25 protein-coding genes and 1 pseudogene are annotated in these 25,916 nt (G+C 61.0%); 14 read left to right on the forward strand and 12 right to left on the reverse strand.

Annotation, left to right across the window (positions count from 1 at the left end; all coding sequences use genetic code 11):
- Positions 1-2: 2 nt before the first annotated feature.
- The gene (locus tag DNK50_RS03015) at positions 3-1,418 is read right to left on the reverse strand and encodes an acetyl-CoA carboxylase biotin carboxylase subunit (RefSeq protein ID WP_112192795.1); all 1,416 of its coding nucleotides are present in this window, start codon (positions 1,416-1,418) and stop codon (positions 3-5) included.
- Between the two features lie 195 nt (positions 1,419-1,613).
- Between DNK50_RS03015 and DNK50_RS03020 the strand changes: the two genes are divergently transcribed.
- Positions 1,614-2,588, forward strand: a complete 975-nt coding sequence (locus DNK50_RS03020) for a LysR family transcriptional regulator (protein ID WP_112192796.1) — start codon at positions 1,614-1,616, stop codon at positions 2,586-2,588.
- Here the strand turns inward: DNK50_RS03020 and DNK50_RS03025 are convergent.
- From DNK50_RS03025 to DNK50_RS03035, 3 genes are all read right to left on the reverse strand, one after another.
- Entirely contained in the window at positions 2,518-2,715 is a 198-nt protein-coding gene (locus DNK50_RS03025) for a PA3496 family putative envelope integrity protein (RefSeq protein ID WP_099586078.1), read from the reverse strand. The two genes, DNK50_RS03020 and DNK50_RS03025, sit on opposite strands and share 71 nt — an antisense overlap.
- Before the next feature lie 135 nt (positions 2,716-2,850).
- Positions 2,851-3,717, reverse strand: coding sequence for a transcriptional regulator HexR (hexR, locus tag DNK50_RS03030; RefSeq protein WP_003177007.1), 867 nt, complete (start codon positions 3,715-3,717; stop codon positions 2,851-2,853).
- A 161-nt stretch (positions 3,718-3,878) separates the two neighbouring features.
- Positions 3,879-6,752 (reverse strand): bifunctional diguanylate cyclase/phosphodiesterase, encoded by a 2,874-nt coding sequence (locus tag DNK50_RS03035; protein WP_112192797.1) that lies wholly within the window; start codon positions 6,750-6,752, stop codon positions 3,879-3,881.
- 278 nt (positions 6,753-7,030) lie between these two features.
- Between DNK50_RS03035 and uvrD the strand changes: the two genes are divergently transcribed.
- From uvrD to DNK50_RS03050, 3 genes are all read left to right on the forward strand, one after another.
- Positions 7,031-9,214 (forward strand): DNA helicase II, encoded by a 2,184-nt coding sequence (gene uvrD / locus DNK50_RS03040; protein WP_099586080.1) that lies wholly within the window; start codon positions 7,031-7,033, stop codon positions 9,212-9,214.
- A 189-nt stretch (positions 9,215-9,403) separates the two neighbouring features.
- On the forward strand, positions 9,404-10,273 hold the full coding sequence (locus DNK50_RS03045; protein ID WP_112192798.1) for a Tim44 domain-containing protein: 870 nt from the start codon (positions 9,404-9,406) through the stop codon (positions 10,271-10,273).
- 141 nt (positions 10,274-10,414) lie between these two features.
- The gene (locus DNK50_RS03050; protein WP_112192799.1) at positions 10,415-10,822 is read left to right on the forward strand and encodes an SMI1/KNR4 family protein; all 408 of its coding nucleotides are present in this window, start codon (positions 10,415-10,417) and stop codon (positions 10,820-10,822) included.
- 54 nt (positions 10,823-10,876) lie between these two features.
- Here the strand turns inward: DNK50_RS03050 and DNK50_RS03055 are convergent, their stop codons facing one another.
- On the reverse strand, positions 10,877-12,640 hold the full coding sequence (locus DNK50_RS03055) for a cation:proton antiporter (RefSeq protein WP_099586083.1): 1,764 nt from the start codon (positions 12,638-12,640) through the stop codon (positions 10,877-10,879).
- Positions 12,641-12,931: 291 nt separating this feature from the next.
- Between DNK50_RS03055 and DNK50_RS03060 the strand changes: the two genes are divergently transcribed.
- A complete protein-coding gene (locus DNK50_RS03060; protein ID WP_028618540.1) occupies positions 12,932-13,408 on the forward strand; it encodes an acyl-CoA thioesterase in 477 nt (158 codons plus the stop codon).
- Between the two features lie 79 nt (positions 13,409-13,487).
- Here the strand turns inward: DNK50_RS03060 and pdxY are convergent, their stop codons facing one another.
- Entirely contained in the window at positions 13,488-14,360 is an 873-nt protein-coding gene (gene pdxY, locus DNK50_RS03065) for a pyridoxal kinase PdxY (protein ID WP_099586084.1), read from the reverse strand.
- Between the two features lie 117 nt (positions 14,361-14,477).
- Between pdxY and DNK50_RS03070 the strand changes: the two genes are divergently transcribed.
- Positions 14,478-14,873, forward strand: a complete 396-nt coding sequence (locus tag DNK50_RS03070; protein WP_099586085.1) for a DUF3301 domain-containing protein — start codon at positions 14,478-14,480, stop codon at positions 14,871-14,873.
- Here DNK50_RS03070 and DNK50_RS03075 read toward each other — a convergent pair.
- The 4 genes and pseudogenes from DNK50_RS03075 to DNK50_RS29400 form a co-directional block, all read right to left on the reverse strand.
- Positions 14,867-15,829: a GTP-binding protein gene (locus DNK50_RS03075; RefSeq protein ID WP_112192800.1), complete on the reverse strand. Its 963-nt coding sequence runs from the start codon at positions 15,827-15,829 to the stop codon at positions 14,867-14,869. The genes DNK50_RS03070 and DNK50_RS03075 overlap by 7 nt on opposite strands.
- A gap of 44 nt (positions 15,830-15,873) precedes the next feature.
- Positions 15,874-16,518 (reverse strand): DUF1826 domain-containing protein, encoded by a 645-nt coding sequence (locus tag DNK50_RS03080; protein ID WP_099586086.1) that lies wholly within the window; start codon positions 16,516-16,518, stop codon positions 15,874-15,876.
- Complete coding sequence (gene zigA / locus DNK50_RS03085; protein ID WP_112192801.1) at positions 16,518-17,723, reverse strand: zinc metallochaperone GTPase ZigA; 1,206 nt, start codon at positions 17,721-17,723, stop codon at positions 16,518-16,520. The genes DNK50_RS03080 and zigA overlap by 1 nt, the downstream gene beginning before the upstream one ends.
- A 27-nt stretch (positions 17,724-17,750) precedes the next feature.
- Positions 17,751-17,828, reverse strand: a pseudogene (locus DNK50_RS29400) (RNA polymerase-binding protein DksA); the annotation flags it as partial.
- Between the two features lie 172 nt (positions 17,829-18,000).
- Between DNK50_RS29400 and DNK50_RS03095 the strand changes: the two are divergent.
- Positions 18,001-18,369: a glutamine synthetase gene (locus DNK50_RS03095; RefSeq protein WP_112192802.1), complete on the forward strand. Its 369-nt coding sequence runs from the start codon at positions 18,001-18,003 to the stop codon at positions 18,367-18,369.
- On the opposite strand, the gene DNK50_RS03100 is transcribed toward DNK50_RS03095, so the two are convergent.
- Positions 18,366-19,577 carry an N-acetylmuramoyl-L-alanine amidase gene (locus DNK50_RS03100; protein ID WP_112192803.1) on the reverse strand — a complete coding sequence of 404 codons (1,212 nt, stop codon included), beginning with the start codon at positions 19,575-19,577 and terminating at the stop codon, positions 18,366-18,368. The genes DNK50_RS03095 and DNK50_RS03100 overlap by 4 nt on opposite strands.
- A gap of 128 nt (positions 19,578-19,705) precedes the next feature.
- Between DNK50_RS03100 and folE2 the strand changes: the two genes are divergently transcribed.
- The 7 genes from folE2 to DNK50_RS03135 are packed head-to-tail and all read left to right on the forward strand — an operon-like array spanning position 19,706 to position 25,325.
- Positions 19,706-20,596 carry a GTP cyclohydrolase FolE2 gene (gene folE2 / locus DNK50_RS03105; RefSeq protein WP_112192804.1) on the forward strand — a complete coding sequence of 297 codons (891 nt, stop codon included), beginning with the start codon at positions 19,706-19,708 and terminating at the stop codon, positions 20,594-20,596.
- Positions 20,593-21,261: a metal ABC transporter ATP-binding protein gene (locus DNK50_RS03110; protein WP_099586091.1), complete on the forward strand. Its 669-nt coding sequence runs from the start codon at positions 20,593-20,595 to the stop codon at positions 21,259-21,261. The genes folE2 and DNK50_RS03110 overlap by 4 nt, the downstream gene beginning before the upstream one ends.
- On the forward strand, positions 21,261-22,127 hold the full coding sequence (locus tag DNK50_RS03115; RefSeq protein WP_099586092.1) for a metal ABC transporter permease: 867 nt from the start codon (positions 21,261-21,263) through the stop codon (positions 22,125-22,127). The genes DNK50_RS03110 and DNK50_RS03115 overlap by 1 nt, the downstream gene beginning before the upstream one ends.
- An 11-nt stretch (positions 22,128-22,138) precedes the next feature.
- Positions 22,139-23,017 (forward strand): metal ABC transporter substrate-binding protein, encoded by an 879-nt coding sequence (locus DNK50_RS03120; protein ID WP_112192805.1) that lies wholly within the window; start codon positions 22,139-22,141, stop codon positions 23,015-23,017.
- Complete coding sequence (gene hisI / locus DNK50_RS03125) at positions 23,014-23,427, forward strand: phosphoribosyl-AMP cyclohydrolase (RefSeq protein ID WP_112192806.1); 414 nt, start codon at positions 23,014-23,016, stop codon at positions 23,425-23,427. Before DNK50_RS03120 ends, hisI begins: the two co-directional genes overlap by 4 nt.
- On the forward strand, positions 23,424-23,984 hold the full coding sequence (locus DNK50_RS03130) for a DapH/DapD/GlmU-related protein (RefSeq protein ID WP_048721911.1): 561 nt from the start codon (positions 23,424-23,426) through the stop codon (positions 23,982-23,984). The genes hisI and DNK50_RS03130 overlap by 4 nt, the downstream gene beginning before the upstream one ends.
- Positions 23,985-23,987: 3 nt before the next feature.
- Positions 23,988-25,325 (forward strand): dihydroorotase, encoded by a 1,338-nt coding sequence (locus tag DNK50_RS03135; RefSeq protein ID WP_112192807.1) that lies wholly within the window; start codon positions 23,988-23,990, stop codon positions 25,323-25,325.
- Here DNK50_RS03135 and DNK50_RS03140 read toward each other — a convergent pair.
- The gene (locus DNK50_RS03140) at positions 25,322-25,843 is read right to left on the reverse strand and encodes a DUF3617 domain-containing protein (RefSeq protein WP_112192808.1); all 522 of its coding nucleotides are present in this window, start codon (positions 25,841-25,843) and stop codon (positions 25,322-25,324) included. The genes DNK50_RS03135 and DNK50_RS03140 overlap by 4 nt on opposite strands.
- Between the last annotated feature and the right edge of the window lie 73 nt (positions 25,844-25,916).

Here is a 25,916-nt window from a genome sequence, read left to right on the forward strand (position 1 = left end):
CCTCACAGGCCTGCGTGGGCGGCGATGGCGGCGGCGATGGCCAGGGCCAGCTCTTCGGGTTTGCGCTTGATCGAGTAGTTGGTCAGCTCAGGGTGGCTTTCCACAAAGCTGGTATTGAACTGGCCGCTGCGGAATTCCGGATTGCGCAGGATTTCCTGGTAGTAGGCGGCGGTGGTCTTCACGCCTTGCAGGCGCATGTCGTCCAGGGCACGCAGGCCGCGGTCCATGGCTTCTTCCCAAGTCAACGCCCACACCACCAATTTGAGGCACATGGAATCGTAGAACGGCGGGATGGTGTAGCCGGTGTAGATCGCCGTGTCGGTGCGCACGCCGGGGCCGCCGGGCGCGTAATAACGGGTGATCTTGCCGAAGCTGGGGAGGAAGTTGTTCTTCGGGTCTTCGGCGTTGATACGGAACTGCAACGCAAAGCCACGGTGCTGGATGTCTTCCTGTTTCACCGACAGCGGCAGGCCCGAGGCAATGCGGATCTGCTCACGAACGATGTCGATCCCAGTGATTTCCTCGGTGATGGTGTGTTCCACCTGCACCCGGGTGTTCATCTCCATGAAGTACACCTCGCCCTCGGCGAGCAGGAACTCCACGGTACCGGCGTTCTCGTAGCCCACGGCCTTGGCGGCACGCACCGACAGGTCGCCGATGTAGGCGCGCTGTTCAGGGGTCAACTGTGGGCTTGGGGCAATTTCGATAAGCTTCTGGTTGCGGCGCTGGATCGAGCAATCACGCTCGAACAGGTGCACCACGTTGCCAAAGCTGTCACCGAGGATCTGCGCCTCGATGTGCTTGGGATTAACGATGCATTTTTCCAGGAACACTTCCGCCGAACCAAAGGCCTTGGTGGCTTCGGAGATAACGCGGGGGAAGGCTTGTTCAAGTTCTGCGCGACTGTTGCAACGCCGAATCCCGCGACCGCCACCACCGGAAGTGGCCTTGAGCATCACCGGGTAACCAATGCGGTCGCCTTCGGTGAGGGCTTCGGCGATGTCGGCGACGTTGCCTTCGGTACCCGGAGTCACCGGTACACCGGCCTTGATCATGCTGCGGCGCGCTTCGGTCTTGTCGCCCATGCGGCGGATCACTTCCGCGGACGGGCCGATGAACTTGATCCCACGTTCGGCGCAGATGTCTGCCAGTTCGGCGTTTTCCGACAGGAAGCCGTAGCCGGGGTGCAGCGCATCACAACCGGTTTCCACGGCCAGGTTCACCAGCTTGCGCGGGTTCAGGTAACCGGCTAGAGGCTCGGCACCGATGCTGTGGGCTTCGTCGGCACGTTTAACGTGCAACGCGTGGCGGTCGGCGTCGGAATAGACCGCAACCGAGCGAATGCCCATCTCGGCGCAGGCACGCACGATGCGTACGGCAATTTCACCACGGTTGGCGATCAGGATCTTTTTTATCACTTGGAAATTCCCTTGAGCCGATTGCTGCGTTCTTCGACCCGCTGGAGCCGGGTCGGCGCGTGACTAAATGTTTCATGACAGTCGCGAGACACACACTAAGCCCCAGCAGGGATTAACAAAAATCAATAATTATTGGGTTGTGTATAAGTAAAGACTTATAGTCAGCGCATTACGGCCGGGATGGGTATTTGAATTATGCGTAAGTCATTGATGCGTATGACATTGCGTCAATTGCAGATTTTCAATGAAGTGTGCGATTTGCGTTCATACAGCCGCGCCGCCGAGGAAATGTCCCTCACGCAACCGGCCGTGAGCCTGCAAATTCGGCAGCTGGAGGAACTGATCGGCCAGCCGTTGTTCGATTATGTCGGCAAAAAACTCTACATGACCGAGGCCGCTGAAGCGCTGCAACGGGCCAGCCGCGACATTTTCGGGCGCCTGGAAAACCTCGATATGCAGCTGTCGGACATGCAAGGTTCACTGCAAGGCCAACTGAAGCTCGCGATTGAGTCCAGCGCCAAGTACTTCGTGCCGCATCTGTTTGCCGCGTTCAAGCGCCAGCATCCAGAAGTGCAACTGCACCTGACGGTGGTCAACCGCGCCCAGGTGATCCGGCGGCTTTCCGACAACCGCGACGACCTGGTGATCATGTCCATGGTCCCCCAGGACATGGGCCTGGAATTCCTGCCGTTTCTCAACAACCCGATTGTCGCGGTGGCACTGCCGGATCATCCCTTGAGCCTGCAAGGACCGCTGCGTCTGCAAGACCTGGAACCCTACACCCTGCTCATCCGTGAACCGGGCTCCGGCACGCGAATGGCCTGCGAGGAATACTTCAAGGAGAAACGTGTGCACTTCACCCAGACGGTGGAAGTGGCCTCGGCCGAGGCTCAGCGCGAATGCGTCTGCGCAGGCCTGGGTGTGGCCTTGCTGACGCGGCATGCGGTGAATATGGAACTGGCCACCGGCGGGCTCAAGGAGCTGCCGGTGGAGGAGCTGCCGCTGTACCGCAGCTGGTGCCTGGTGCAGGCCAAGGCCAAGCGCCTGTCACCGGTGGCCCATGCGTTCCTGGGCTTTATCCGCAGCGAGCGGGTGCAGATCAGCGCGCTGGCTGAACGCTTCGCTGGGCAGCCGCGGGTGCCTGCCAGTGGAGTTCCGGGTAATCACTGATGCTCTGGAGCAGTTGGCGCTCCTGGCAACGGTCTTCAATTGCGCGACGGAACGCCATGCGGCGCTGGTCTTCCTGCTGACGACGGGTTTTTACGGCGCTGTTGCTGTCTTCGTAGGGACGGGCCATTTGGAATCTCCCAATGCGAGTACGGGAGTTCAGAATGGCGTTGGCGGATGACGTGGCGATGACAACCTGATGAAGATTCTGGATACACAGGAGATGCCAATGTGGGAGGGGGCTTGCCCCCACCCACATTTGGAATCAGTCGTCGAGGGCTTTGACGGACTTGGGCGACAACCGCAGGCTGCGCAAGCTGCGCTTCACACTCTTGAGGTGGTTGACCAGGCTCGGCCCGCGCGCCATGGCCACGCCCATCGCCAGCACGTCGATCACTACCAGGTGGGCAATGCGCGAGGTCAGCGGGGTGTAGATTTCGGTGTCTTCATGCACGTCAATCGCCAGGTTGACCGTGGACAGTTCGGCCAATGGTGTCTGGCTCGGGCACAAGGTGATCAACGACGCGCCGCTTTCACGCACCAGATTGGCGGTGATCAGCAGGTCTTTGGAACGGCCGGACTGGGAAATACAGATCGCTACGTCGGTCGGCTTCAAGGTCACCGCCGACATCGCCTGCATGTGCGGGTCGCTGTAGGCCGCTGCCGTCAGCAGCAAGCGAAAGAATTTGTGCTGGGCATCTGCCGCCACCGCGCCGGACGCACCAAAACCGTAGAACTCCACACGCTGGGCCTGGGACATGGCCGTCACGGCCTTTTGCAGCTCCACCGGGTCGAGTTTTTCACGCACTTCCATGAGGGTGTGCAAGGTGGTATCGAAGATCTTGAGGCTGTAGTCGGCGACGGAGTCGTCTTCGTGAATCGCAAACTGCCCGAAGCTGGCACCGGCGGCCAGGCTCTGGGCCAGCTTGAGTTTCAAGTCCTGGAACCCGGAGCAACCGATGGCTCGGCAGAAGCGCACGATGGTCGGTTCGCTGATACCCACGCTGTGGGCCAGGTCGGCCATGGAACTGTGCATCACAGCCGCAGGGTCAAGCAGCACGTGATCGGCAACCTTGAGTTCCGATTTGCGTAACAGGTGGCGCGACTGGGCGATATGTTGCAACAGGTTCAAAGGACGGACTCTTGTTATTGGCAGGGCCAGGGGATGTAGCAAGCTTGTAGTTATACTACAAGAATTGTCGTTTTGCCCGTCCGACGCATCACTAAATTGCCCTGGCCCCCTGATATTCAAAGGCCAGGAGCTTTGTAGCCACTCGGGCGCCCTTGGCGTCGCTAAGGAAAATCTGCATTTTTCCGTAACAAATCTGCCAGCCCGTCAGCCTGCATGGGGCGGCTGATCAAATAGCCCTGCACTTCGTCACAACGCTCCGCCCGCAGGAAATCCAACTGCTGCTGATCTTCCACGCCTTCGGCCACGACCTTGAGTGCCAAGCCGTGGGCCATGGCGATGATGGCTCGGGTGATGGCTGCATCCTCGCGCCCTTGCCCAAGCCCACGAATAAAGGTCTGGTCGATCTTTACGTAGTCCACAGGGATGCGCTTGAGGTAGCTGAGGGACGAATAACCCGTGCCAAAGTCGTCGATGGCCAGCTTCACCCCCAGGTCCCGCAGCTGCTGGAAGGTGGCGATGATGTGTTCGACGCTGTCGAGCAGTTGGCTCTCGGTCAGTTCCAGCTCCAGGTATTGCGGGTCCAGGCCGGTTTCTTCCAGCACCTGACGCACCAGGCTAACCAGCTTGCCCTGGCGTAACTGGTGCACCGACAGGTTCACCGACACCCGAATCGGCGCCAACCCCTGGCGCTGCCATTCACAGGCTTGCCAACAAGCCTGGCGCAACACGAATTCGCCCAGCGGCACGATCAGGCCCGTTTCTTCGGCCAGGCCGATAAAGTCGCAGGGCGGCACCATCCCCCACTGTGGGTGCTCCCAACGAACCAACGCCTCGGCAGCGTTCAGCCTGCCCGTGACCAGGCACAGCTTCGGTTGGTAGAACACCGAAAGCTGGCGCTCATCAATGGCTTTACGCAGATGGTTTTCCAACTGCAGACGCTCTAGGGTGCTGGCTTGCAGGCTATCGGTGTAGAACTGGAAGTTGTTGCCGCCCAAGTGCTTGGCGTGTTGCATGGCCATGTTTGATTGGCTGACCAGCTCGGAAATTTCCCGCGCATTGTCGGGCAGCAGGCTGACGCCCATTGAGGCACTGACCACCAGCTCATGCCCCTCCACCGTCACGGGTACCCGCAGCTTGGCCAGCAGCCGCGTGGCTACCCGCGCCAGGCTCGACAGGCTGCCGTAGGCGTCGAACAACACGGCAAATTCATCGCCGGACAGGCGTGCAATGGTGTCGGCTTCGGGCAAGGCATTGATCAACCGGCGCGCCATTTTTTGCAGCAACTGGTCCGCCACTTCATGGCCCAGGCTGTCATTGAGCAGCTTGAAGCGATCCAGATTGATATGCAGCAACGCCAGGCTGCGCCCGCCCTGGCGCACGCGCTGGTGGGCTTCGCGCAAGCGTTCGCGGAACAGCGAGCGGTTCGCCAACCCGGTCAACTCGTCGTAATGGGTGAGGTAGCGCATGCGCTCCTCGGACTCGCGCCGCGCCGACAGATCAGCGAAGAAGCCCACGATATGACTGACGTTTCCGCGAACATCGCGCACCACATTCAGTTGCAGCCACTGCGGATAAAGCTCGCCGTTCTTGCGTGTTTCCACCAGTTCGCCCTGCCAGGTGCCGTGGCTGAGCAAGGCTTGGCGGATCACCGGGAAGTGACGCCGGGCATCGCGGCTGCTGGGTAGCTCTACCACGTTGCGACCGAGCATGTCGTCGATGTCAAAGCCGGTGACGCGACTGAAGGCCTGGTTGACCGCGATCAGCGCGTAATTCGGATCGAGGATCACGATGCCTTCGCTGGCGGCTTCAAATACGGTCGAGGCCAGCCGTTGTTGTTCTTCAAGGGCCTTGCCGGCGCTGATGTCACGCCGCGTGCCGAGCATTCGAATCACGCGCCCACTGGGCGCACGCTCCACCGCGCGGCCACGGTCTTCGATCCACACCCAGTGCCCATCGCCATGGCGCACGCGGTATTCCACCTGGTAATCCTCGGTGCGCCCCTTGAGGTGTTCCACCAGCGCACGCTTGAGCAGCGGCAAGTCATCCGGGTGCAGGCGCGGCTTGAGGTGGCCGAGCATGGCCGTGACGTACTCCGGCTCCAGGCCGAACAACTCTTTAAGCTGGGTGTGGTGGACTTCGTCGGTTTGCAGGTTCCAGTCCCACAGGCCGAGTTCGCTGGCTTGCAGGGCCATGGCCAGGCGCGCTTCGCTCTTATTCAGCGCAAGGCTGGCGACGTCCAGTTCCTGGCTGCGTTGCGCCACGCGGTCCTGCAGGCCGATCTGAGCTTCACGAAGCTCCTGCTCGACCTGACGACGCTGCTCGACTTCACGCACCAAGTCCTGATTCAACTGCTCGCTGCGCTGCTGCGCCTGCTGGAGATGCGCGATCAAGGCCTGGTTCTGGAAACGCCGCAGGAGTTCACGCTGGATCAGGCGGTTGACCTGCCAGGCCACCAGGTTCAGCGACACCAACAGGATCAGGCCGAGTACACCCCAGCCTTGTTGCTGCGGGCTGCCATCCCACAACAAGTAGACAATGGACGGCACCAGGCACGGCACGGCGAAGGATAGAAACGCCGGCAGGCTCACGGCGTAGGCCACGCTGGCCGACAACGTCGCAGCGCCGATCAGGCCGAACACCCAGGCTTGCTGCATGAAGCTGTTCACCGGTGCCAGGGCGATGGCCGCAGTTGCCAGCGTCAGGCCACTGACCGCCGAGCCGAGCATGAACATGCGCCGCCAGATTGGCTGGGCCTGACGGCTGGGCATGGCTGAATCAAAGGCCGCCACCTGGATAACGCGCATGGCCACCAGGGCCAGCAGCCAGACCAACCAGATGCTGTCCAACAGGTATTGCTTGGGGTTCCACAGCAGCCAGGCGCAGACCAGGCCGTTCACCAACATTAATAGGGTCGGCAGCAGCGAGCCCTGATACAGCAGGCGCGTGCGCTCAACCGCCATCTCAGTGGCGTAATGTTTGCGGATAACCTGCGCGGGCGCCATCGAGGGGCCAAGCAGGTCGGTGCTGAGGGTCATAGGCAATGTTCTTATAATGGTGAGCCCGAAACGTCGACGGAGCATACACAAGCAAGCGCCCGGGCCAAACTGCTCCATGTCATAAAACTGCGCGGTCACACGGCGCAAAGCTCGGCGCCAGACAGCTTCAGCGAGACCCTGCGCGGGCTGTGGCCATTGACCGACCGGTCATCACCCTGGGCAGAATGTTGAGCCGCCCCAGACTGCGCTGGATATTTTCCATCGACCACCCGGCATTGGGATTTGCCCGACTCCCCCCAGCACCCTAGAATGCGCCGATGCGCGATGATCTCTCTCTTTTGCTTAACTCCCTCAACGATGCCCAACGCCAGGCCGTAGCGGCCCCCGTTGGCCGTCAGTTGGTCCTGGCCGGTGCTGGCTCCGGTAAAACCCGAGTGCTGGTGCACCGTATCGCCTGGTTGATCCAGGTCGAAAACGCGTCCCCGCATTCCATCCTGTCGGTGACGTTCACCAACAAGGCCGCTGCCGAGATGCGTCACCGCATCGAACAGCTGATGGGCATCAGCCCGGCCGGCATGTGGGTGGGCACCTTCCACGGCCTGGCGCACCGCCTGCTGCGGGCCCATTGGCAGGAGGCAGGCCTCGCCCAGACCTTCCAGATCCTCGACAGCGATGACCAGCAACGCCTGGTCAAGCGCGTGATCCGCGAGCTGGGCCTCGACGAACAGCGTTGGCCCGTGCGCCAGGCGCAGTGGTTTATCAACGGGCAGAAAGACGAAGGCCTGCGCCCGCAGCATATCCAGGCCAGCGGCGACTTGTTCCTGGCGACCATGCGCAGCATCTATGAAGCCTACGAGGCTGCCTGCGCACGCGCTGGCGTGATCGACTTCTCCGAGCTGCTGCTGCGCGCCCTCGACCTGTGGCGCGACAACCCCGGTTTGCTGGCCCATTACCAGAAACGCTTCCGCCACATTCTGGTGGATGAGTTCCAGGACACCAACGCCGTGCAGTACGCCTGGTTGCGCCTGCTGGCCAAGGGCGGCGACAGCCTGATGGTGGTGGGTGACGACGACCAGTCGATCTATGGCTGGCGCGGCGCGAAAATCGAGAACATCTATCAGTATTCCGACGACTTCCCGGACGCGATCACCATCCGCCTGGAGCAGAACTACCGCTCTACCGCCGGTATCCTCAAGGCCGCCAACGCCTTGATCGCCAACAACACCGGGCGCATGGGTAAAGAACTGTGGACCGACGGCGGCGAAGGCGAAGCGATCAACCTGTACGCCGCCTTCAACGAGCATGATGAAGCGCGCTACGTGGTGGAAACCATCGAAAGCGCGTTGAAAACTGGCCTCTCACGCAGCGACATCGCCATCCTGTATCGCTCCAACGCCCAATCGCGGGTATTGGAAGAAGCCTTATTGCGCGAACGTATCCCGTACCGCATCTATGGCGGCCAGCGCTTCTTCGAGCGCGCCGAAATCAAGAACGCCATGGCCTACCTGCGCTTGCTGGAAGGTCGCGGCAACGATGCGGCGCTGGAGCGGGTGATCAATATCCCGGCCCGTGGCATCGGCGAAAAAACCGTCGAAGCGATCCGCGACCATGCGCGCCACGCCGATGTGTCGATGTGGGAAGCGATGCGCTTGCTGATCGCCAACAAAGGCCTGACCGGCCGTGCCGCCGGTGCGCTGGGCGTATTTGTCGAGCTGATCGAGAACCTGGCCGCCAAGTGCATGGAAATGCCACTGCACTTGATGACTCAGACCGTGATCGAGCAGTCCGGGCTGATCGCCTATCACGAAGCGGAAAAAGGCGAAAAAGGCCAGGCACGGGTAGAAAACCTTGAGGAACTGGTCAGCGCCGCCCGTGCATTCGAAAACACCGAGGAAGACGAAGAGCTGACCCCGCTCGCCGCTTTCCTCGGCCATGCCTCCCTGGAAGCCGGCGACACCCAGGCCGATGAGCATGAAGACAGCATCCAGCTGATGACCTTGCACAGCGCCAAGGGCCTGGAGTTCCCGTATGTATTCCTGGTGGGCATGGAAGAAGGCCTGTTCCCGCACAAGATGAGCCTGGAAGAGCCCGGCCGCCTTGAAGAAGAACGGCGCCTGGCCTACGTGGGCATCACCCGGGCGATGCAGAACCTGGTAATGACCTACGCCGAGACCCGACGCCTGTACGGCAGCGAGACCTACAACAAGGTGTCGCGCTTCGTACGTGAAGTGCCGAAGGGCCTGATCCAGGAAGTGCGCCTGTCCAACAGCGTCAGCCGCCCGTTCGGCGGTGGCCAGCAGCAGAACTCCAGCAGCATGTTTGCCGGTTCCGAAATTCCGGAAACCCAGTTCAGCCTTGGCCAGCAGGTCAGGCATTCCGTGTTCGGCGAAGGCGTCATCCTCAACTTCGAGGGTGCCGGCGCCCAGGCACGGGTGCAGGTGAACTTCGCCGAAGGCAGCAAGTGGCTGATGATGGGTTACGCGAAGCTCGAAGCCGTCTGAAACATTTGCCTACATGAAGCTTATTGGCCCGCCCTTGTTTTTAACGAGCGCGGGCCAATATCTTCCATTAGTCCTACAGACCTTTCGGAATCGGTCCTACGCAAAAGCCCGAAACATTATGCCGCTAGCCACTGTCACTACACCTGTGCAACATGGCGCGCGTGCAATCCACAAATGGGAATTCCCTTTATGAAACGTTTTCTTAGCATCGCCATGGCGTTGTGCATCGGCCTGACGATGAGCCTCGACGCCAACGCCAAACGCTTCGGTGGCGGCAAAAGCTCGGGCGCGGCGCCGACTCACCAGACCAGCCAAATGGCTCCATCCGCCGGTGCAGGCGGTGCTGCCGCTACTGCAGGCGCAGCCGGTGCTGCAGGCGCCGCGGCCAAAGCCGGCGGTGCGTCGCGCTGGTTGGGCCCTCTGGCCGGCATCGCGGCCGGTGGCCTGCTCGCCTCCATGTTCATGGGCGGCGGCTTCCAGGGCATGCAGATCTTCGACATCCTGATCATGGCCGTCATCGCCTTCCTGGTCTTCCGTTTTATCGCCGCCCGTCGTCGCAAGCAGCAGGAGCACATGGCTCCAGCCGGCGCGCCGATGCAGCGTGAAGTGTTCGAGCAGAAGCCAGCCATGGGTTCGATCTTCGGTGGTTCGGCAGCACCTGCTGCGGCCCGTCCGGTGATCAACGCACCGGCCTGGTTCAACGAAGAGCGTTTCGTCGAAGCGGCCCGTAGCCACTTCCAGTCCCTGCAGCAACACTGGGACGCCAACGAAATGGACAAGATCGCCGAGTTCGTGACCCCCCAACTGCTGGAGTTCCTCAAGCGCGAACGCGCCGAGATCGGCGACGCGTTCCAGTCGACCTACATCGACGACCTGCGCGTACAGCTGGACGGTGTGGATGATCGCACCGACAAGACCATCGCCACCCTGACCTTCAGTGGTGTGTCGAAGACCTCGCGCTTCGACCAGGGCGAAGTGTTCAGCGAAAGCTGGAACATGGAACGCCCTCAAGGCGAAAACCAGCCTTGGCTGGTCGCCGGTATCCGCCAGAACGGCTGATACCCCCGCGCTTGCAAGCCGTAACAAAAAACCCCGGACATATCTCATGTCCGGGGTTTTCTATTTCACGGTTGCACTTATAGCGAGCTACTGTATAAAACGCCCCTATAAACCGCGCCATCTAGCAAGAGGATCCCGGCCGTGGAAGAAATCATCGAACAATTGCGTGAAGCCAACGAACCGGTCCCGGTTCCTCTGGAACTGCCTGACGAAGATCAACTGGTGGAAATCGAAGAACAACTGTTCATCGACATCCCGTTTGTCTTCCGTGAATTCCTGCTGACCGTCAGCGATGTTGTATACGGCAGCCTGGAGCCGGTGACCGTCACCGACCCGCAATCCCACACCTACCTGCCGGACGTGGCCGCTAACGCCTGGGATGCAGGCGTTAACCGCAGCCTGATCCCGATCTGCCAGGACGGCGACGACTACTACTGCGTCGAAGAAGACGGCACCGTGGTGCTGTGGTCCAGCGAAGAAGAGCTCGTCCAGGAAGAAACCTGGGAATCGGTCTGGCACTGGGCGCGGGACGTCTGGCTCGAAAGCTGAGACATGATCCCTGTGGTGAGCGGGCTTGTCCCGCCAGGCCGCGAGCGGCCCACATCAGTGCTCCGGCGTATCCTTGTGGTTATCCAGCGTCTCCAGCAAAGCCACCTGCATCCGCGTATGCACGCGGATGAACCAGCGCCAGAGCACCGCCGCCACCGCCGCCGTGACTACGGCAATCAGTAGCAGCAACTTGTTGGTCGGCAGAATACTGGCCGACAAGGCTGCCAGTAGCAGGAAGATCACCAGCAGCGACAGAATCGGGATCAGCTCGGCAATCACCCGCCGCACCCGCTGGGTATGCCGCCCAGCCATTTCCGGCTTGACGCTCATCTCCGCCAGCAACATCGACAGCGCCTTGAGCTTGCGGTACGCCGCAATCAAAAACGGCAGCGACAACAGCAACGCCCCGCCCCAGATCAATGCCTTCTGCCAGCTCGGATCATTGATCCAACCTTCCAGATACCCACCAATGCGCGCCGCAAAAAAACTGCCGGCGAAGAAAATCGCGATTACCAGCGCCAGGTTCACGCCGACTTGCAGGATGATTCTGCGGATCATCGACGCCAGCATCGCGCCCTCGCCCTGAGGCTGAATGCTGCGCAGCCACTCGCCGTACATACCGAATACCCGGCTCATGCGCTTGGGCATCACCGCCGCGATCTTCAGCGACAGCGGATCAGCACCGCGAATCAGGTAAGGCGTCAGCAGCGTGGTGATCGCCGAAACGGCGACCGCCACCGGATACAGGAAGTCACTGGTCACCTGCAAGGTCATGCCCAGCGCGGCGATGATGAAGGAAAACTCGCCAATCTGTGACAGCCCCATGCCCACGCGCAGTGAGGTGCGGCCGTCATTACCGGCGATAAATGCGCCGAGGCCGCAGGACAACATCTTGCCGAGCACCACTGCCACGGTGATCACCGCGATGGGCCAGGCGTATTGCAACAGGATCTGCGGGTCGATCATCAGGCCAATCGCAACAAAGAAGATCGCGCTGAACATGTCGCGAACCGGCTCGATCAGGCGCTCAATCTTAATCAATTGCTTGGACTCGGCCATGATCGCGCCAATCAAAAACGCGCCCAACACCATGCTGTATTCCAGCTTGACCACCAGCAGGCAGAAACCGAAGCATAGGCCCAGCACGGTGATCAGCAGCATCTCGTTGCTTTCGAACTTGGCCACATAAGCCAGCAGACGCGGCACCAGCAAGATGCCGATCACCAAGGCAACGATCATGAACAGCGAGAGCTTGCCGACCGTGGAGAACACCTCGCCGGAGCTGACCGTACCGCTGACGGCGATGCTCGACAGCAAGGCAATGATGCCAATGCCAAGAATGTCCTCGACGATCAGCACGCCGAAAATCAGCTGCGCGAAACGCTGGTTCTTCATCTTCAAATCATTGAGGGCTTTGACGATGATGGTGGTCGAGGAAATCGCCAGGATCGCGCCGAGGAACAGCGAGTCCATGGTGTTCCAGTCAAACCAGCGGCCGATCTCGTAGCCGATCCAGATCATCAGGATGATTTCCAGGAAGGCCGCGATAAACGCCGTGGCACCTACCTTGAACAACTTGCGCAGGCTGAACTCCAGGCCCAGGCAGAACATCAGGAAGATCACCCCGAGCTCGGCGAGGGTCTTGATGGTGTCTTCGTCGTGGATCAGGCCGAACGGTGGGGTGTGGGGGCCGATGATGAAGCCGGCAACGATGTAACCCAGCACCACCGGCTGCTTGAGGCGATGAAACAGGACAGTGACTACCCCTGCCACCAGCATGATCACGGCCAAGTCCTGGATAAAGCTGATGGCGTGCATGGCGAGGGGCTCCTTGAGGGTACCGGCGCTTTTCCCACTTCCGCCCGCGCACATGAAACGTCGCAAAGTGCGGAAGGAAAAGTCTGCCTTTATCGTAAGAACTGCCCTGGGATGGGCTTTTGAAGGTTAACACCGCGACTTCCAGCAGAAAGCCGGTGCAATATATGGAAACAGATCGGTGCAGGCGTGACGGCAAGCCGACCACCGGCGTCCCGTAAAGGATGACGCTGCAAAGATTCCAGCACCCGCAGAGGTGCGCCCCCAACCAATGCCTACAACCGTGAGTGTGCTATGGAACCCGGAAACGCCCAGCTGTCGATGACGGTATTGATGACCCCTGACATGGCCAACTTCTCAGGCAATGTCCACGGCGGCACCCTGCTCAAGTACCTCGACGAAGTGGCCTACGCCTGCGCAAGCCGTTATGCCGGTCGCTATGTGGTGACGCTGTCGGTGGATCAGGTGATTTTTCGCGAGCCGATCCATGTCGGCGAACTGGTGACGTTCCTTGCGTCGGTCAACTACACCGGCAATACGTCGATGGAAGTGGGCATCAAAGTGGTGACCGAGAACATCCGTGAACGCTCTGTGCGCCACACCAACAGCTGCTTCTTCACCATGGTAGCCGTCGACGACCAACGCAAACCGGCCGCCGTGCCGCCGCTGCAACCGCAGAACAGCGAAGACAAGCGCCGGTTTGTACAGGCCCAACAGCGTCGGCAGATTCGTCAGGAGCTGGAAAAGCGCTACCAGGAAATCAAAGGCTGAGACACGGCAAAGCCCGACCTGTAAACCCAATCAAAATGTGGGAGCTGGCTTGCCTGCTCCCACATTGGGTTTTGTGTGTTTATAGATCTATCGGCGTGGCTTCAAAACGTACGCGTGGGTGGGCGATACGATCCTGGGCCCGCACCAGTTCCAACTCGTAACTGGCGCAGGCCTGGGTTTCCAGCAGCACTTCGTGCACAGCCGCCGCGGTGAACTCAAAGGCGGCCAACAGGCTGTCGCCCAACAACACTCGCGCCAGGAACAACCCCGACGTCAGGTCGCCCACGCCCACCGGTTGGCGCGGGAAGGCCAGCAGCGGCCGACGCAGGTGCCAACTGCCGTCGGCGGTCACCAACAACATCTCGAAACCGTCCGGCAACTTGCCCGGGTAATCCAAATGTTTGACCAGCACGGCCTTTGGCCCGCGTGCCAGCAACGCCTTGGCCATCGCCAGGCAATCGAACAGCGACTGCGGCTTGCGCCCGGCAAAGCTGTCCAATTCCAGTTGGTTGGGGCACAGGAAGTCGGCCATGGCAACGGCTTCGTCGAGCAGGAAATCGCTGACGTCCTGGGGCACGATGCAGCCTTTTTCCGGATGGCCCATGACCGGGTCGCACAGGTACAGGGCCTTGGGATTGATGGCTTTGATCCGCGCCACGCCGGTGAGAATCGCCCGGCCCTGGTCCGCGCTGCCCAGGTAGCCGGACAGCACTGCATCGCAATTGCCCAGCTCACCGATGGCGGCAATGCCTTCCACCAACGCAGGAATTTGCTGCGGTGCCAACACTTCGCCCGCCCACTGTCCATACTGGGTGTGGTTGGAGAACTGCACCGTGTTCAGCGGCCAGACATTCACCCCGACCCGCTGCATGGGGAACACGGCGGCGCTGTTTCCGGCGTGGCCAAAGACCACATGAGACTGGATCGCAAGCAGATGAGGTGTGCGTTTCATGCAGGGGATTTCCGTAAAGCCATTGAAATTCTGGCCGCGCAGTATGCGACTAAACGCAGCCTGTACGACAGACCGGCGACACAGTTAAGCTGCTCTCACTTTGTTGGAGTTTTTCGCATGCTGACCCTGGGAAACATGTTTGTGTTGATGCTGCTGGCGACCGGCGCCGCCTGGGTGTGGCACAACCACGGCCTGCGCGAGCGGGCGCTGGCGCGGGTCAAGCAGCATTGCGCCAAGCTCGATATCGAATTGCTCGACGGTGCCGTCGCGTTGAAGCGCATCGGTTTTGTGAAAGACGCCAATGGCCGGCGGCGTCTGGCGCGTATCTACAATTTCGAGTTCACCGTCACGGGCGAGACCCGTCACAGCGGGACTATCACCCAATTCGGCGCCCACAGCGCGCAGATCGAACTGGCGCCCTACCCGTTCGAGGCCAAGGAGGCGCTGCCCAGCGCTGAAGTCATTGAGCTGAGCCAATGGCGGCAGGACCACGCGGCCAAGAACCGTCAGTAACGGCAGGCTGCCAGCGCGGCCTGTAATGCGATCACGTCCTGTGGGGCGCTGAAGATCAGTTCGACACGAGAGTCGCGGCGCCATTCACTGGGCTGCCAGGTGAACGAGCTGTTATCCACAGCATTAACGGAAATCCAGCGATCACGGCTGTGGATAACCAGTTTGGCGCGGCGCCATTCAAGACTTTTGAGCCACAGCGCCAGACGCTCAGGATCAAATAGCTGGCTTGGATGCCAGCGCCAACCAATGCTCCAGCCGCCCTCCTGGGCCTGGCTCAAACAAATGGGCTGCGCGGGATCGCTCCAGATCGCCGGCAGTTGGGCCAGCCCCTTGGGCACTGCGAAGTTATCCACAGCCGCGCCTGCAATTGCGTTCAAGCCAGGTAGCTGGGCCAGCGGCAACTGCGCCTGGCGTGTCCAGTAAATCGCACAATCCGGTAACTGCCGTTGGATCGCATGGCGCTGCGTGGCATCCAGCGCCTCATCCTTGTTCAACACCAACAGCCCGGCACTGGCCAGCGCCTCCTGCTGCGCCACCGGCAAAGGCTTGCCCGCCGCCAGTGCTTGGGCATCAAGCACCAGCACACAGGGCTGGACCGCCAGCACCGCTTGCCACGGCGCTTCGCGCAACTGCTTGAGCAACTGCGCAGGATGGCCCAGGCCCGAGGGTTCGATAAACAAACGATCCGGCTTGGCCTTACGCAGCAAGCGGCCCAGGCCTACCTGGAACGGTGCACCATTCACACAGCACAGGCAGCCACCGGCAACTTCGCCGAGGGCAATGCCGTCGTCGTCCTGGGTCAGCAGCGCAGCATCCAGGCCGATCTGCCCGAACTCGTTGATCAACACCGCCCAGCGCTCGTTGGCCGGGCGTTGGGCGAGCAGGTGCTTGATCAAGCTGGTCTTGCCGGCGCCCAAGGGGCCGGCGATCACGTGGGTGGGAATGTTCTGCAGCATCAGGGGAATCGTTCAGACCGTGTAGAGCGTTTGATCCTACGCGGTTACGCGAGCCAATCCAGCGTCAGAATCAATCGGCGCTCATCCGCTTTCAGGCCGGGTGAGCGATGGATCAGGCCGTGGCCTTCGTTGCCATGCCATTTGGTGCCCTTGAGCAGCGCCACTTCACCGCACTGAATCTGCTCGATGCGCTCGCTGGGTTCGGCGTCCGCTTGGCTGAGCTTGCGCCGGTCCATCACGCCTTCACGCAACCACTGGCTGCCGACACCCGCATAGGTGGTGATCAACCGTACCGGCACATGATCGACGTGAAAACGTGGGCACATGGCTTTATCCAGCAGCCGCAGGCGCACGCCGATGCGCTTGGCGCCGAGCAGGCAGGCGAAGGCACTGACCAGCCATGACACATCGGCGACAAAGCCTTCATAACCCTCCAGATCACGGCAACTGGACGCCAATCCCTGCAAGTTCGGCTCGGCGTCTTCGCTGTTGAGCTCAATCACCATCGAATCAGCCAACGGCTCGTTAAGTGCCACCAGCAAGGCGCCGAACTCGGCAATATGCAGCGGCAACTGACGCTGCCACAGCGCCAGGTTCACGCCGTCCTCAAGGATGTCGGACAGCGCCAGCGGGGTTTCACCACGGGTCTGGCGAATCACGGGGCGCAAGGGGATAACCGGTGCCAGCATCAGGCTGCCTCTTCATACCAGGGACCAAACGGATCAGCCAGCAGGCGCCAACCTTCGACGCCCAGGGCCATTTCTTCATCGTTGAGCAGGCACGCATCCAACTCGGCGCGCATGTGGGCGAAGTCGATGTTCTGCCCGATAAACACCAGTTCCTGACGGCAGTCGCCGGTGCTGAGTTGCCAGTTGCCCATGATTGCCGCGACGCTTTCTTCGTCCTGGGGCCATTGGCTTTTCGGCACGAAACGCCACCAGCGCCCGGCAAACCCGTGACGCATCAGGCCGCCGGCCTGGGACCAGCTGCCGGCGTCCTGATGTTTGCTGGCCAGCCAGAAAAAGCCTTTGGAGCGCAGCAATTTGCCGTTCGCCCAAGGCCGGTCGATAAAGTCGAAGAAGCGTTGCGGATGGAACGGGCGGCGTGCGCGATAGGCGGTGGATGCGATGCCATATTCTTCGGTTTCCGGCACATGCTCACCGCGCAACTCTTGTAGCCAGCCTGGCGCTTGGGCGGCGCGTTCAAAGTCAAAGCGGCCGGTGTTGAGGATCTTGTGCAGCGGCACCTCGCCCATGACCATCGGGATGATTTGTGCCTGGGCGTTGAGGCGCTCAAGGATGGCAATCAACTCTTCGCGTTCGCTGCTACTGATCAGGTCGATCTTGCTGATCAAGATCACATCGGCGAATTCGATCTGCTCGATCAACAGGTCGGTGATCGAGCGCTCGTCCTCTTCGCCAAGGGTTTCGCCCCGTGAGGCCAGGCTTTCGGCGGCCTGGTAGTCGAGCAGGAAGTTCATGCCGTCGACTACCGTGACCATGGTGTCCAGGCGTGCGACATCGGCCAGGCTCTGGTCGTTTTCATCGCGAAAGGTGAAGGTTTCGGCCACGGGCAACGGTTCCGAGATACCGGTGGATTCAATCAACAGGTAATCGAACCGACCTTCCTTGGCGAGCTTTCCGACCTCTTCCAGCAAGTCTTCACGCAGGGTGCAGCAGATACAGCCGTTGCTCATCTCCACCAGTTTTTCTTCGGAGCGATTAAGCGTGACGTCGCGCTGCACCTCGCTGCCGTCGATGTTGATTTCACTCATATCGTTGACGATCACTGCCACACGCAGATTTTCGCGATTACGCAGCACATAGTTGAGCAATGTGCTTTTACCGGCGCCGAGAAAGCCGGACAACACGGTAACGGGGAGACGATTGGGCATCAGGTATTCCTCATCAGGGTCGGCCGGTCAAATCGCCCGCTTATGGCGTTCGCGCAGCTCTTCACGTTCTTTGGCTTCGATACACAGGGTGGTTCGCGGAAGAAGCCCTGCTGGGCTTCATTCATGTAGTCAGCAGGTCTTGTTCGGTCATGGGGAGCGGGTCACGGGTCAGGCTGTGTTTTTATGTTATAGTATAACAATACAAATAAGCCAATCCCCCTTGCTCGCTGCGACGAAGGGCGCAATGCTTGAACACCTCCCAGCCCCGAGAAACCTTATGAAATACCTGGTGTGCGCTCTGTTATTAGCAGCGGCAGGGCCTGCTTGTGCACAAACGCCGAGTCCGCTGGCCACCTGCACGCGCAGCGCCAACGTGCTGGCCTGTGTCGACCCGCTGGGCAACGCCTACAGTGTGGCGACGGTGGGCAACACCACGTATTTGCGCGGCTTCGAAGTGGCCGGCAAACGCTATTGGGCACAGACCAACAGCCGGTATGGGCAACTGACGTTTTTCACTGGCCTGGCCTCGGATGGGGAGGCGTGGGTCGGTTACACACGCCGCGTGGGCTGGACCACGATCAATCGGTTCTCCAGCTCCGGAGGGGCCAGCGCCAAGTTCACCTGTAGCCGGATCACCGGCTGCTAGGCCCGAGGATTCTTCTGTTCCTGAACCCACGCCATGTAGCTGTTCATTGGCGGGTTCTTCTGGAAGTAGTTTTTCAGGCCATCGAACAAACCATCCGCCACCGCCTGTTGATGGCGCGCCGTCACCAGCCGCTGGGCGTCCCGGGTGTTGGAGATAAAGCCCGTCTCCACCAGGATTGATGGCACATCCGGTGACTTGAGCACCGCGAACCCGGCCTGTTCCACGCGCTTCTGATGCAGGCTGGTGATGCTTTGCAGACTGCCCAACACCGAGCTGCCCAGTTGCAGGCTGGAGGCGATCGTGGCGTTCATCGACATGTCGAGAATCACCCCGGCCAGCATCGGGTCCTTGTCCTTGAGATTGAGCAACGTGGTGGCGCCCAGCAGGTCCGCGCCGTTTTCACGCTGGGCCATAAAACGCGCCGTGGCCGAAGTGGCGCCGCCCTCCGACAGCGCATACACCGAGGCCCCCGATGCCGTAAGCCGTGGCGCGGCATCGGCGTGCACCGAGATAAACATATCGGCCTTGTGCTGGCGGGCGATGTCCACGCGCTTGCGCAGCGGTACGAAGAAGTCGTCGTTGCGCACCAGTTTCACGTCAAAGCCCTTCTCGCGTTTCAGGCGCTTGGCGAGCAGTTGGGCGATGGACAACACCACGTCTTTTTCGCGCTGGCCCTTGGAGCCGATGGCGCCCGGGTCTTTGCCGCCGTGGCCGGGGTCGACCACCACCATGATGTCGCGCTTGGGATGCGCCTTGTCCACCGGCGCCGCCAAGGGCGCAGGTTCAGCAGCGATTTGACGAGGCGCCTGAGTGGCACTGGTGAGATCGAGTACCAAGCGATGCCCCTGACCTTCCTGCGGCGGCAATATAAAGCTGTTGAGCTGCATCGGTGCGGCCAGGTCGAGCACGATGCGCGTATCCGCCTTGCCGAAATGCCCCGAACGAATCGAGGTTATCCCACTGTTCTTCAACTCAAGTTGAGAAAAATCACCACTGAGCCCCGCACCACTGAGGTCGATGATCAGGCGCTCCGGCGCGGTCAGGGAGAAGGTCTTGTACTGCACCGGACCGCTGAGGTCGAACACCAGCCGCAGCTTGTCGTTTGAGCGCCATAAACGCGCATTACGAATCTGCGTGGCGTGGGCCGTGAACGGCAACACAAAAAAGGGGCTGGCCAGGAGCAGATTGAGAAGCTGACGTCTGTGCATGACAAATACCGCAAATAAAGGAGCGTCCGTACTCGACATGACTGAAAAAAGGCTAGGACAGAAAATTCATCGTCGACTCTATTGTTATACTATAACATGTCGAATTATTTCCAACGATGGACCTGCTCATGAACGCGCTGACTCTGCCGGATATCGCCGCGCAGGCTTCACGCCAAGCCTTGCCACTCGACTGGGTGGGCATGTGCGGCATCGCCCTGCCAATCCTCATCGACGGTCAGCGTCTGACCGCCACCGCCGATGCCGGTGTGAGCCTGGACGACGGCACCGCCCGTGGCATTCATATGTCACGCTTGTACCTGGCGCTGGAAATGCTCGACCAGCAGCCCCTTACGCCTGCACTTCTGCGCAATGTACTGCAGCGCTTTCTCGACAGTCATGAAGATTTATCTAAGAACGCCTACCTGCGTATCCATACGAATTTGCTGCTGAAACGCCCGGCGCTGGTGAGCCTTTTGGCCGGCTGGAAGAGCTATCCGGTCAGCATCGAAGCCCGCCTTGAAAATCAGATGTTCCACGTGGAACAAAAAATTGACGTGACTTACTCCTCGACTTGCCCCTGTTCCGCAGCCCTTGCCAGGCAGTTGATTCAGCAGCAGTTTCTCGAAGATTTTGCCGACAAGCCGTTGCAGCATGAAGCTGTGCTGACTTGGCTCGGCAGCGCCAATGGGATCATCGCCACGCCCCACAGCCAGCGCAGCAGCGCCCAGCTTCACGTACGCCTGCAAGGCGATCATCTGGCGCTGACTGATCTGATCAACGACGCCGAAGCTGCCCTCGGCACCGCCGTACAAACCGCCGTGAAACGTGCGGACGAACAAGCCTTCGCCCTGGCCAACGGGCAGAACCTGATGTTCTGCGAAGACGCCGCCCGCCGCCTGAACCTCGCCTTGAAACGCTCGGATGCCGTCAAAGCCTTCCACCTGAAAGTGATCCACGCCGAAAGCCTGCACGCGCACGATGCCGTGGCTGAAAGCCGCTGGACGAGACAGCCTGAATGATCACCTGCACCACGTTACGCTGGGGCGCCCCCGGCCAACCGCTCACGCCCGCCGTGGATTTCACCTTGGAAAAAGGCAGCCTCACGGGCGTTATCGGTCCCAACGGCTGCGGTAAAAGCAGCTTGCTGAAAGTGATCGCCGGGCTGCAAAAGCCGCTGGCCGGCAAGGTGATCGTGGATGTTCCACGCCGTGGCGGCCTGGCGTTCCTGCCTCAGCAGCAACACCTCGACCGGCAGTTCCCCATCAGCCTGCAAGAGTTAGTCGCCGCAGGTTTCTGGGGCACCCAACTCACCTCGCAGCAACGCAGCCAGCGCCTGCACACGGTGCTGGAAGACTGGTGCCTCAGTGGCCTGGAACAGCGCCCATTGATGGCGTTGTCCGGCGGCCAATTGCAACGCGCGCTGCTGGCCCGTATGAGCCTGGCCGAGTCGCCGGTGTTGTTGCTGGATGAACCCCACGCGGCCCTCGATGAAGAGGGCCAGGCGCTGTGCTGGAAACATATCCACGCCTGGCATGCCGAAGGCCGCACGCTGGTCATCGTTTGCCACGACTTGACGTCCGTACGCCACCACACCGAGCACGTGCTGCATATCAAAAGCACCGGCTGTGTGTTCGGCAATAGCAAAGAGCTGATCCGCCCGCAGCCCCAGATGCAGGTGGCCTGATGCACTTCGCCGCCCACCTGTGGATGCCCTTCGTCGATTTCGTGTTTATGCGCCGCGCCCTGATCGGCGGGCTGGTGCTCGCATGCAGCACCGCGCCGCTGGGCGTTTTCCTGATCTTGCGCCGCATGAGCCTGATCGGTGACGCCGTGGCCCACGGCATACTGCCCGGCGCTGCGCTGGGCTTCTGGTTCGCCGGGCTCAGCCTGCCGGCGCTGACCATCGGCGGCCTCGGTGCCGGCTTGAGCATGGCCGGCCTGTCCGCTTGGATCACCCGGCGCACCGGTCTGCGCGAAGACGCCAGCCTCGCCGCCATCTACCCGATTTCACTCGCCGCCGGCGTACTGATCCTCGGCATCGCCGGCAAGCGCCTGGACCTCTTGCACCTGTTGTTCGGCTCCGCCCTGGCCGTCGACGCCACCACCCTCACCGGCATGCTCTGGGTGTCCGGGTTCAGCCTGCTCGCCATGGGGCTGATCTACAAACCGCTGCTGCTCGACACCCTCGACCCGCTGTTCCTGCAAACCGTCAGCCGTCTCGGCCCGCTGGCCCATGGGCTGTTTTTGACCCTGGTGGTACTGAACCTGGTGATCGGCTTCCAGGCCATCGGCGCGTTGATGGTGGTGGGTTTGATGATGTTGCCGGCCATCGCTTCACGTTTCTGGAGCCGGCGCCTGCCGGTGTTGATTGCGGTATCGGCGGTGCTGGGATGCCTGTCGGTGTGGCTTGGCTTGTTGTTGTCGTTCTACTACTCACTGCCCAGCGGCCCGGCGATTGTGCTGGTGGCTGGCGCGGGGTACCTGCTGTCCGTGGTCTTCGGTCCGGTGCACGGTTTGCTGCGCCGCCCGCCCCTGCTTACATCCCAATGAGGTGTTTCCCGATGCGCGCTCTACTCGTGCTGTTCAGTCTGCTGCTGCCGCTGTCGATGGCCCAGGCCGCCGACAAACTCCAGGTGGTCACCAGCTTCAGTATTCTCGATGACATCACTCACCAGATCGGTGGCGATCACATCCAGATCAGCAACATGGTCGGCCCGGATGCCGACGCCCACACCTACGAGCCCACGCCGGACGACGCCAAGGCGCTGCTCAAGGCCAAGCTGATCATCAAGAATGGTCTCGGTTTCGAACCTTGGCTGGACCGCCTGGTCACCAGCACCGAAACCAAAGCCACAGTAGTCACCGCCAGTAAGGGCGTGATCTCCCACACCATGGAAGAAGACGGCGAAACCATCCCCGACCCGCACGCCTGGCACAACCTGGCCAACGCTGAAATCTACGTGAACAACATCACCAAGGCGCTGGTGGCCGCCGACCCAGCCAATACCGCCGATTACCAGCGCAACAGCCAAACCTACCTGAAGGAAATCTATCGCCTGCTGGCCGAAGCCAAGACCAAGTTCGGTGCCCTGCCACCCGGCAACCGCCGCATTGTCACCTCCCATGACGCCTTCGGTTACCTGGGCCAGGCCTATGGCATTCAGTTCCTTGCACCTCAAGGCCTGTCTACCGAACGGGAACCCTCTGCCGCTGAAGTCGCTGCGCTGATCACCCAGATTCGCAAAGACAAGGTCAAGGCCGTATTCATGGAAAACATCAAGGACTCGCGCCTGCTCAAGCAGATCGCTGACGAAAGCGGCGCGCAGATCGGCGGCACGCTGTACTCCGACGCCCTCGCCGCCGAAGGCCCCGCCAGCACGTTTACCGGACTGTTCGAATACAACCTCAACACCTTGTGCGCGGCCCTGAGCAAGCCATGAACCTGAGCATGCTCGAACTGGAAGGGGCGGCCATCGGCAGTCGCTTTCCACTCAAACCGGTGCTCGACGCGCTGGCGTGGAACAGCGATGGCTTGATCGCCGCCATCGCCCAGCAACACGGCAGCGGCGCGGTGTTGATGCTGGCCTGGATGAACCGCCAGGCCCTCAACGAAACCCTCGCTACCGGGCAAGTCTGCTATTGGTCGCGCTCGCGCCAGCAACTGTGGCGCAAAGGCGAAAGCTCCGGTCACTGGCAACAGTTGGTAGAAGCACGCCTGGATTGCGACGGCGACGCGGTGCTGCTGATCGTCAACCAACTCGGCCCTGCCTGCCATACCGGCCGGCCCACCTGTTTCTACAACGCCATCGATGGCGACCACGTCCACATCATCACGGAGCCCAGAGCATGATCCGCAAGAACCCTTCCGGCGATCTGCCAGTGATTGCCGAATCGGCCTATGTCGACAAAACAGCCATCATCTGCGGCAAGGTCATCATCGGCGAGAACGTCTTCGTCGGCCCATACGCGGTGATCCGCGCCGACGAAGTCGACGCCAGCGGCGCCATGGACCCGATCACCATCGGCGCCAATTCCAATATCCAGGACGGCGTGGTGATTCACTCCAAATCCGGCGCGGCAGTCACCATCGGCGAATTCACCTCCATTGCCCACCGCTCCATCGTCCACGGCCCGTGCTCGGTGGGCGATCGCGTGTTCATCGGCTTCAACAGCGTGCTGTTCAATTGCGCCGTGGGCGACGGTTGCGTGGTGCGCCACAACTCGGTGGTCGATGGCCGCGACTTGCCGGCCGCGTTCTACGTGCCCTCCACCACCCGCATCGGGCCCAACACCGACCTGTCGCAATTTCCGCCGGTGAGCGTCAGTGCCTCTGAGTTTTCCGAAGACGTGGCACGCACCAACGTTGATTTGGTGCGCGGCTACAAAGCCCTGCAAAACGAGTTCTGAACCATGAGCCGCCTGCTGATCCGCAACGCCCGCCTGGTCAATGAAGGCCAGATTTTCGACGCCGATGTGCTGGTCGCCAATGGCCGTATCGAGAAGATCGCCAGCAGCATCACCGGCTGCAATGCGCCGCTGGCCATCGACGCCAAGGGCCAATGGCTGCTGCCGGGCATGATCGACGACCAGGTGCACTTTCGCGACCCCGGCGCGCCGGACAAAGGCAGCTTTTACAGCGAGTCCCGTGCGGCGGTGGCTGGCGGCATCACCAGCGTGATGGACATGCCCAACACCAACCCGGCCACCCTTAACCTGGAAGCCCTGGCCGATAAAAAGCGTCGTGCGGCCCTGCACTCGGTGGCCAACTACGGCTTTCACTTTGGGGTGAGTAACGACAATCTCGACACGGTCGCGGCCCTCGACCCCTGTGAAGTGGCCGGAGTCAAAGTGTTCATGGGCGCTTCCACCGGCAATATGCTGGTGGACGATCCACGGATTCTGGAGCGCCTGTTTGCCGAAGTGCCGACCATCCTGCTGGCCCACTGCGAACACACGCCAAGTATCCAGGCCAACGAACTGCGCTTGCGCGAGCGTTTCGGCGACAACATTCCCGCCGTCGCCCACCCGCTGATCCGCGATGCCGAGGCCTGCTATCGCTCGTCGTCTTTCGCGGTGGAGTTAGCAAAGCGCCACGACACACGCTTGCATGTGCTGCACCTCACCAGCACCCGGGAACTGGCACTGTTCGACGACAAGCCCCTGGCACAAAAACGCATCACCGCTGAAGTCTGCATCCATCACTTGCTGTTCGATGACCGCGACTATCACCGCCTCGGCCATCAGATCAAATGCAACCCGGCGATCAAGACCCGCGCCGACCGCGACGCGCTGCGCCAGGCGTTATTGAGTGATCGTCTGGATGTGATTGGCACTGACCATGCGCCGCATACCTGGGCGCAAAAACAGCTGGCGTATCGTGAAGCGCCGTCAGGGTTACCGCTGGTGCAACATGCGCTGCCGGCGTTACTGGAGTTGGTGGCAGACGGCCTGCTGCCGCTGACTACGCTGGTCGCCAAGACCAGCCACCGGGTCGCCGACCTGTTTGCTATCCCGGATCGCGGTTATCTACGCGAAGGGTATTGGGCCGACCTGGTGCTCATCAAACCCGAGCCCGAAGGCAAGCCGGTGAGCGAAGAACCGATCCTCGCCCGCTGCGGCTGGACACCTTTTGCAGAACGCAGCTTTCGCCACAGCGTCAGCACCACCCTGGTCTCCGGCCACCTGGCCTGGCACAACGGCCAGGTGGTCGACAGCTGCCAGGGTTTGCCGCTGCATTTCTTGCGTTAGGCGCGGGGTTTGACCGTGCCGCAGTCGTTGCCCAACCACTGCGCGTGGGTGTCCAGGCTGCCCTTCTGCTGAATGCCGGTGGCATTGAAGGTACCGTTGACGGTGGTGGTGAATTCTTTCTGGCTCTGGAAAGTGGCGACACCGGTGCCCTGGGCTTTCGGGCAACTGAAGCGGAATTTCCACTGGTTGCCGGTCTTGTCGGTCACCTCCTGTTTGCAGCCCGATTGCGGGTCGGTCAGGGGGATCGAGTCAGACGCGACCTGCGCCGGCGTCAGGCACACCTGCACGCCTTTGCCGGCCATGGTGATGCCCTGTTTTTCGAGCATGGCACGTTGTTCAGGGGTCATTTGTTGCTTGAGCTGACCGAGGATCAGGGACAAGTCCGGCAGGTCCTGGTTATCGACTTTCATATTGCTGGTGGTCAATTCCCACAAGCCCGGCGCCAGCATCTGCGCCTGCGCTGCCACCGGCAGCGACAAACCAACAACCAAGGACAAGCAGAGCAGACGAGCATTCATCGGGTAACTCCTGAGCAATTGTGGGCGTTAGACGCTGCAAAGGCGCCAGTGTTGCACGCCAAATAAAATAGCG

Source organism: Pseudomonas sp. LG1E9, assembly GCF_003290225.1.
Taxonomy (GTDB): domain Bacteria; phylum Pseudomonadota; class Gammaproteobacteria; order Pseudomonadales; family Pseudomonadaceae; genus Aquipseudomonas; species Aquipseudomonas cyclaminis.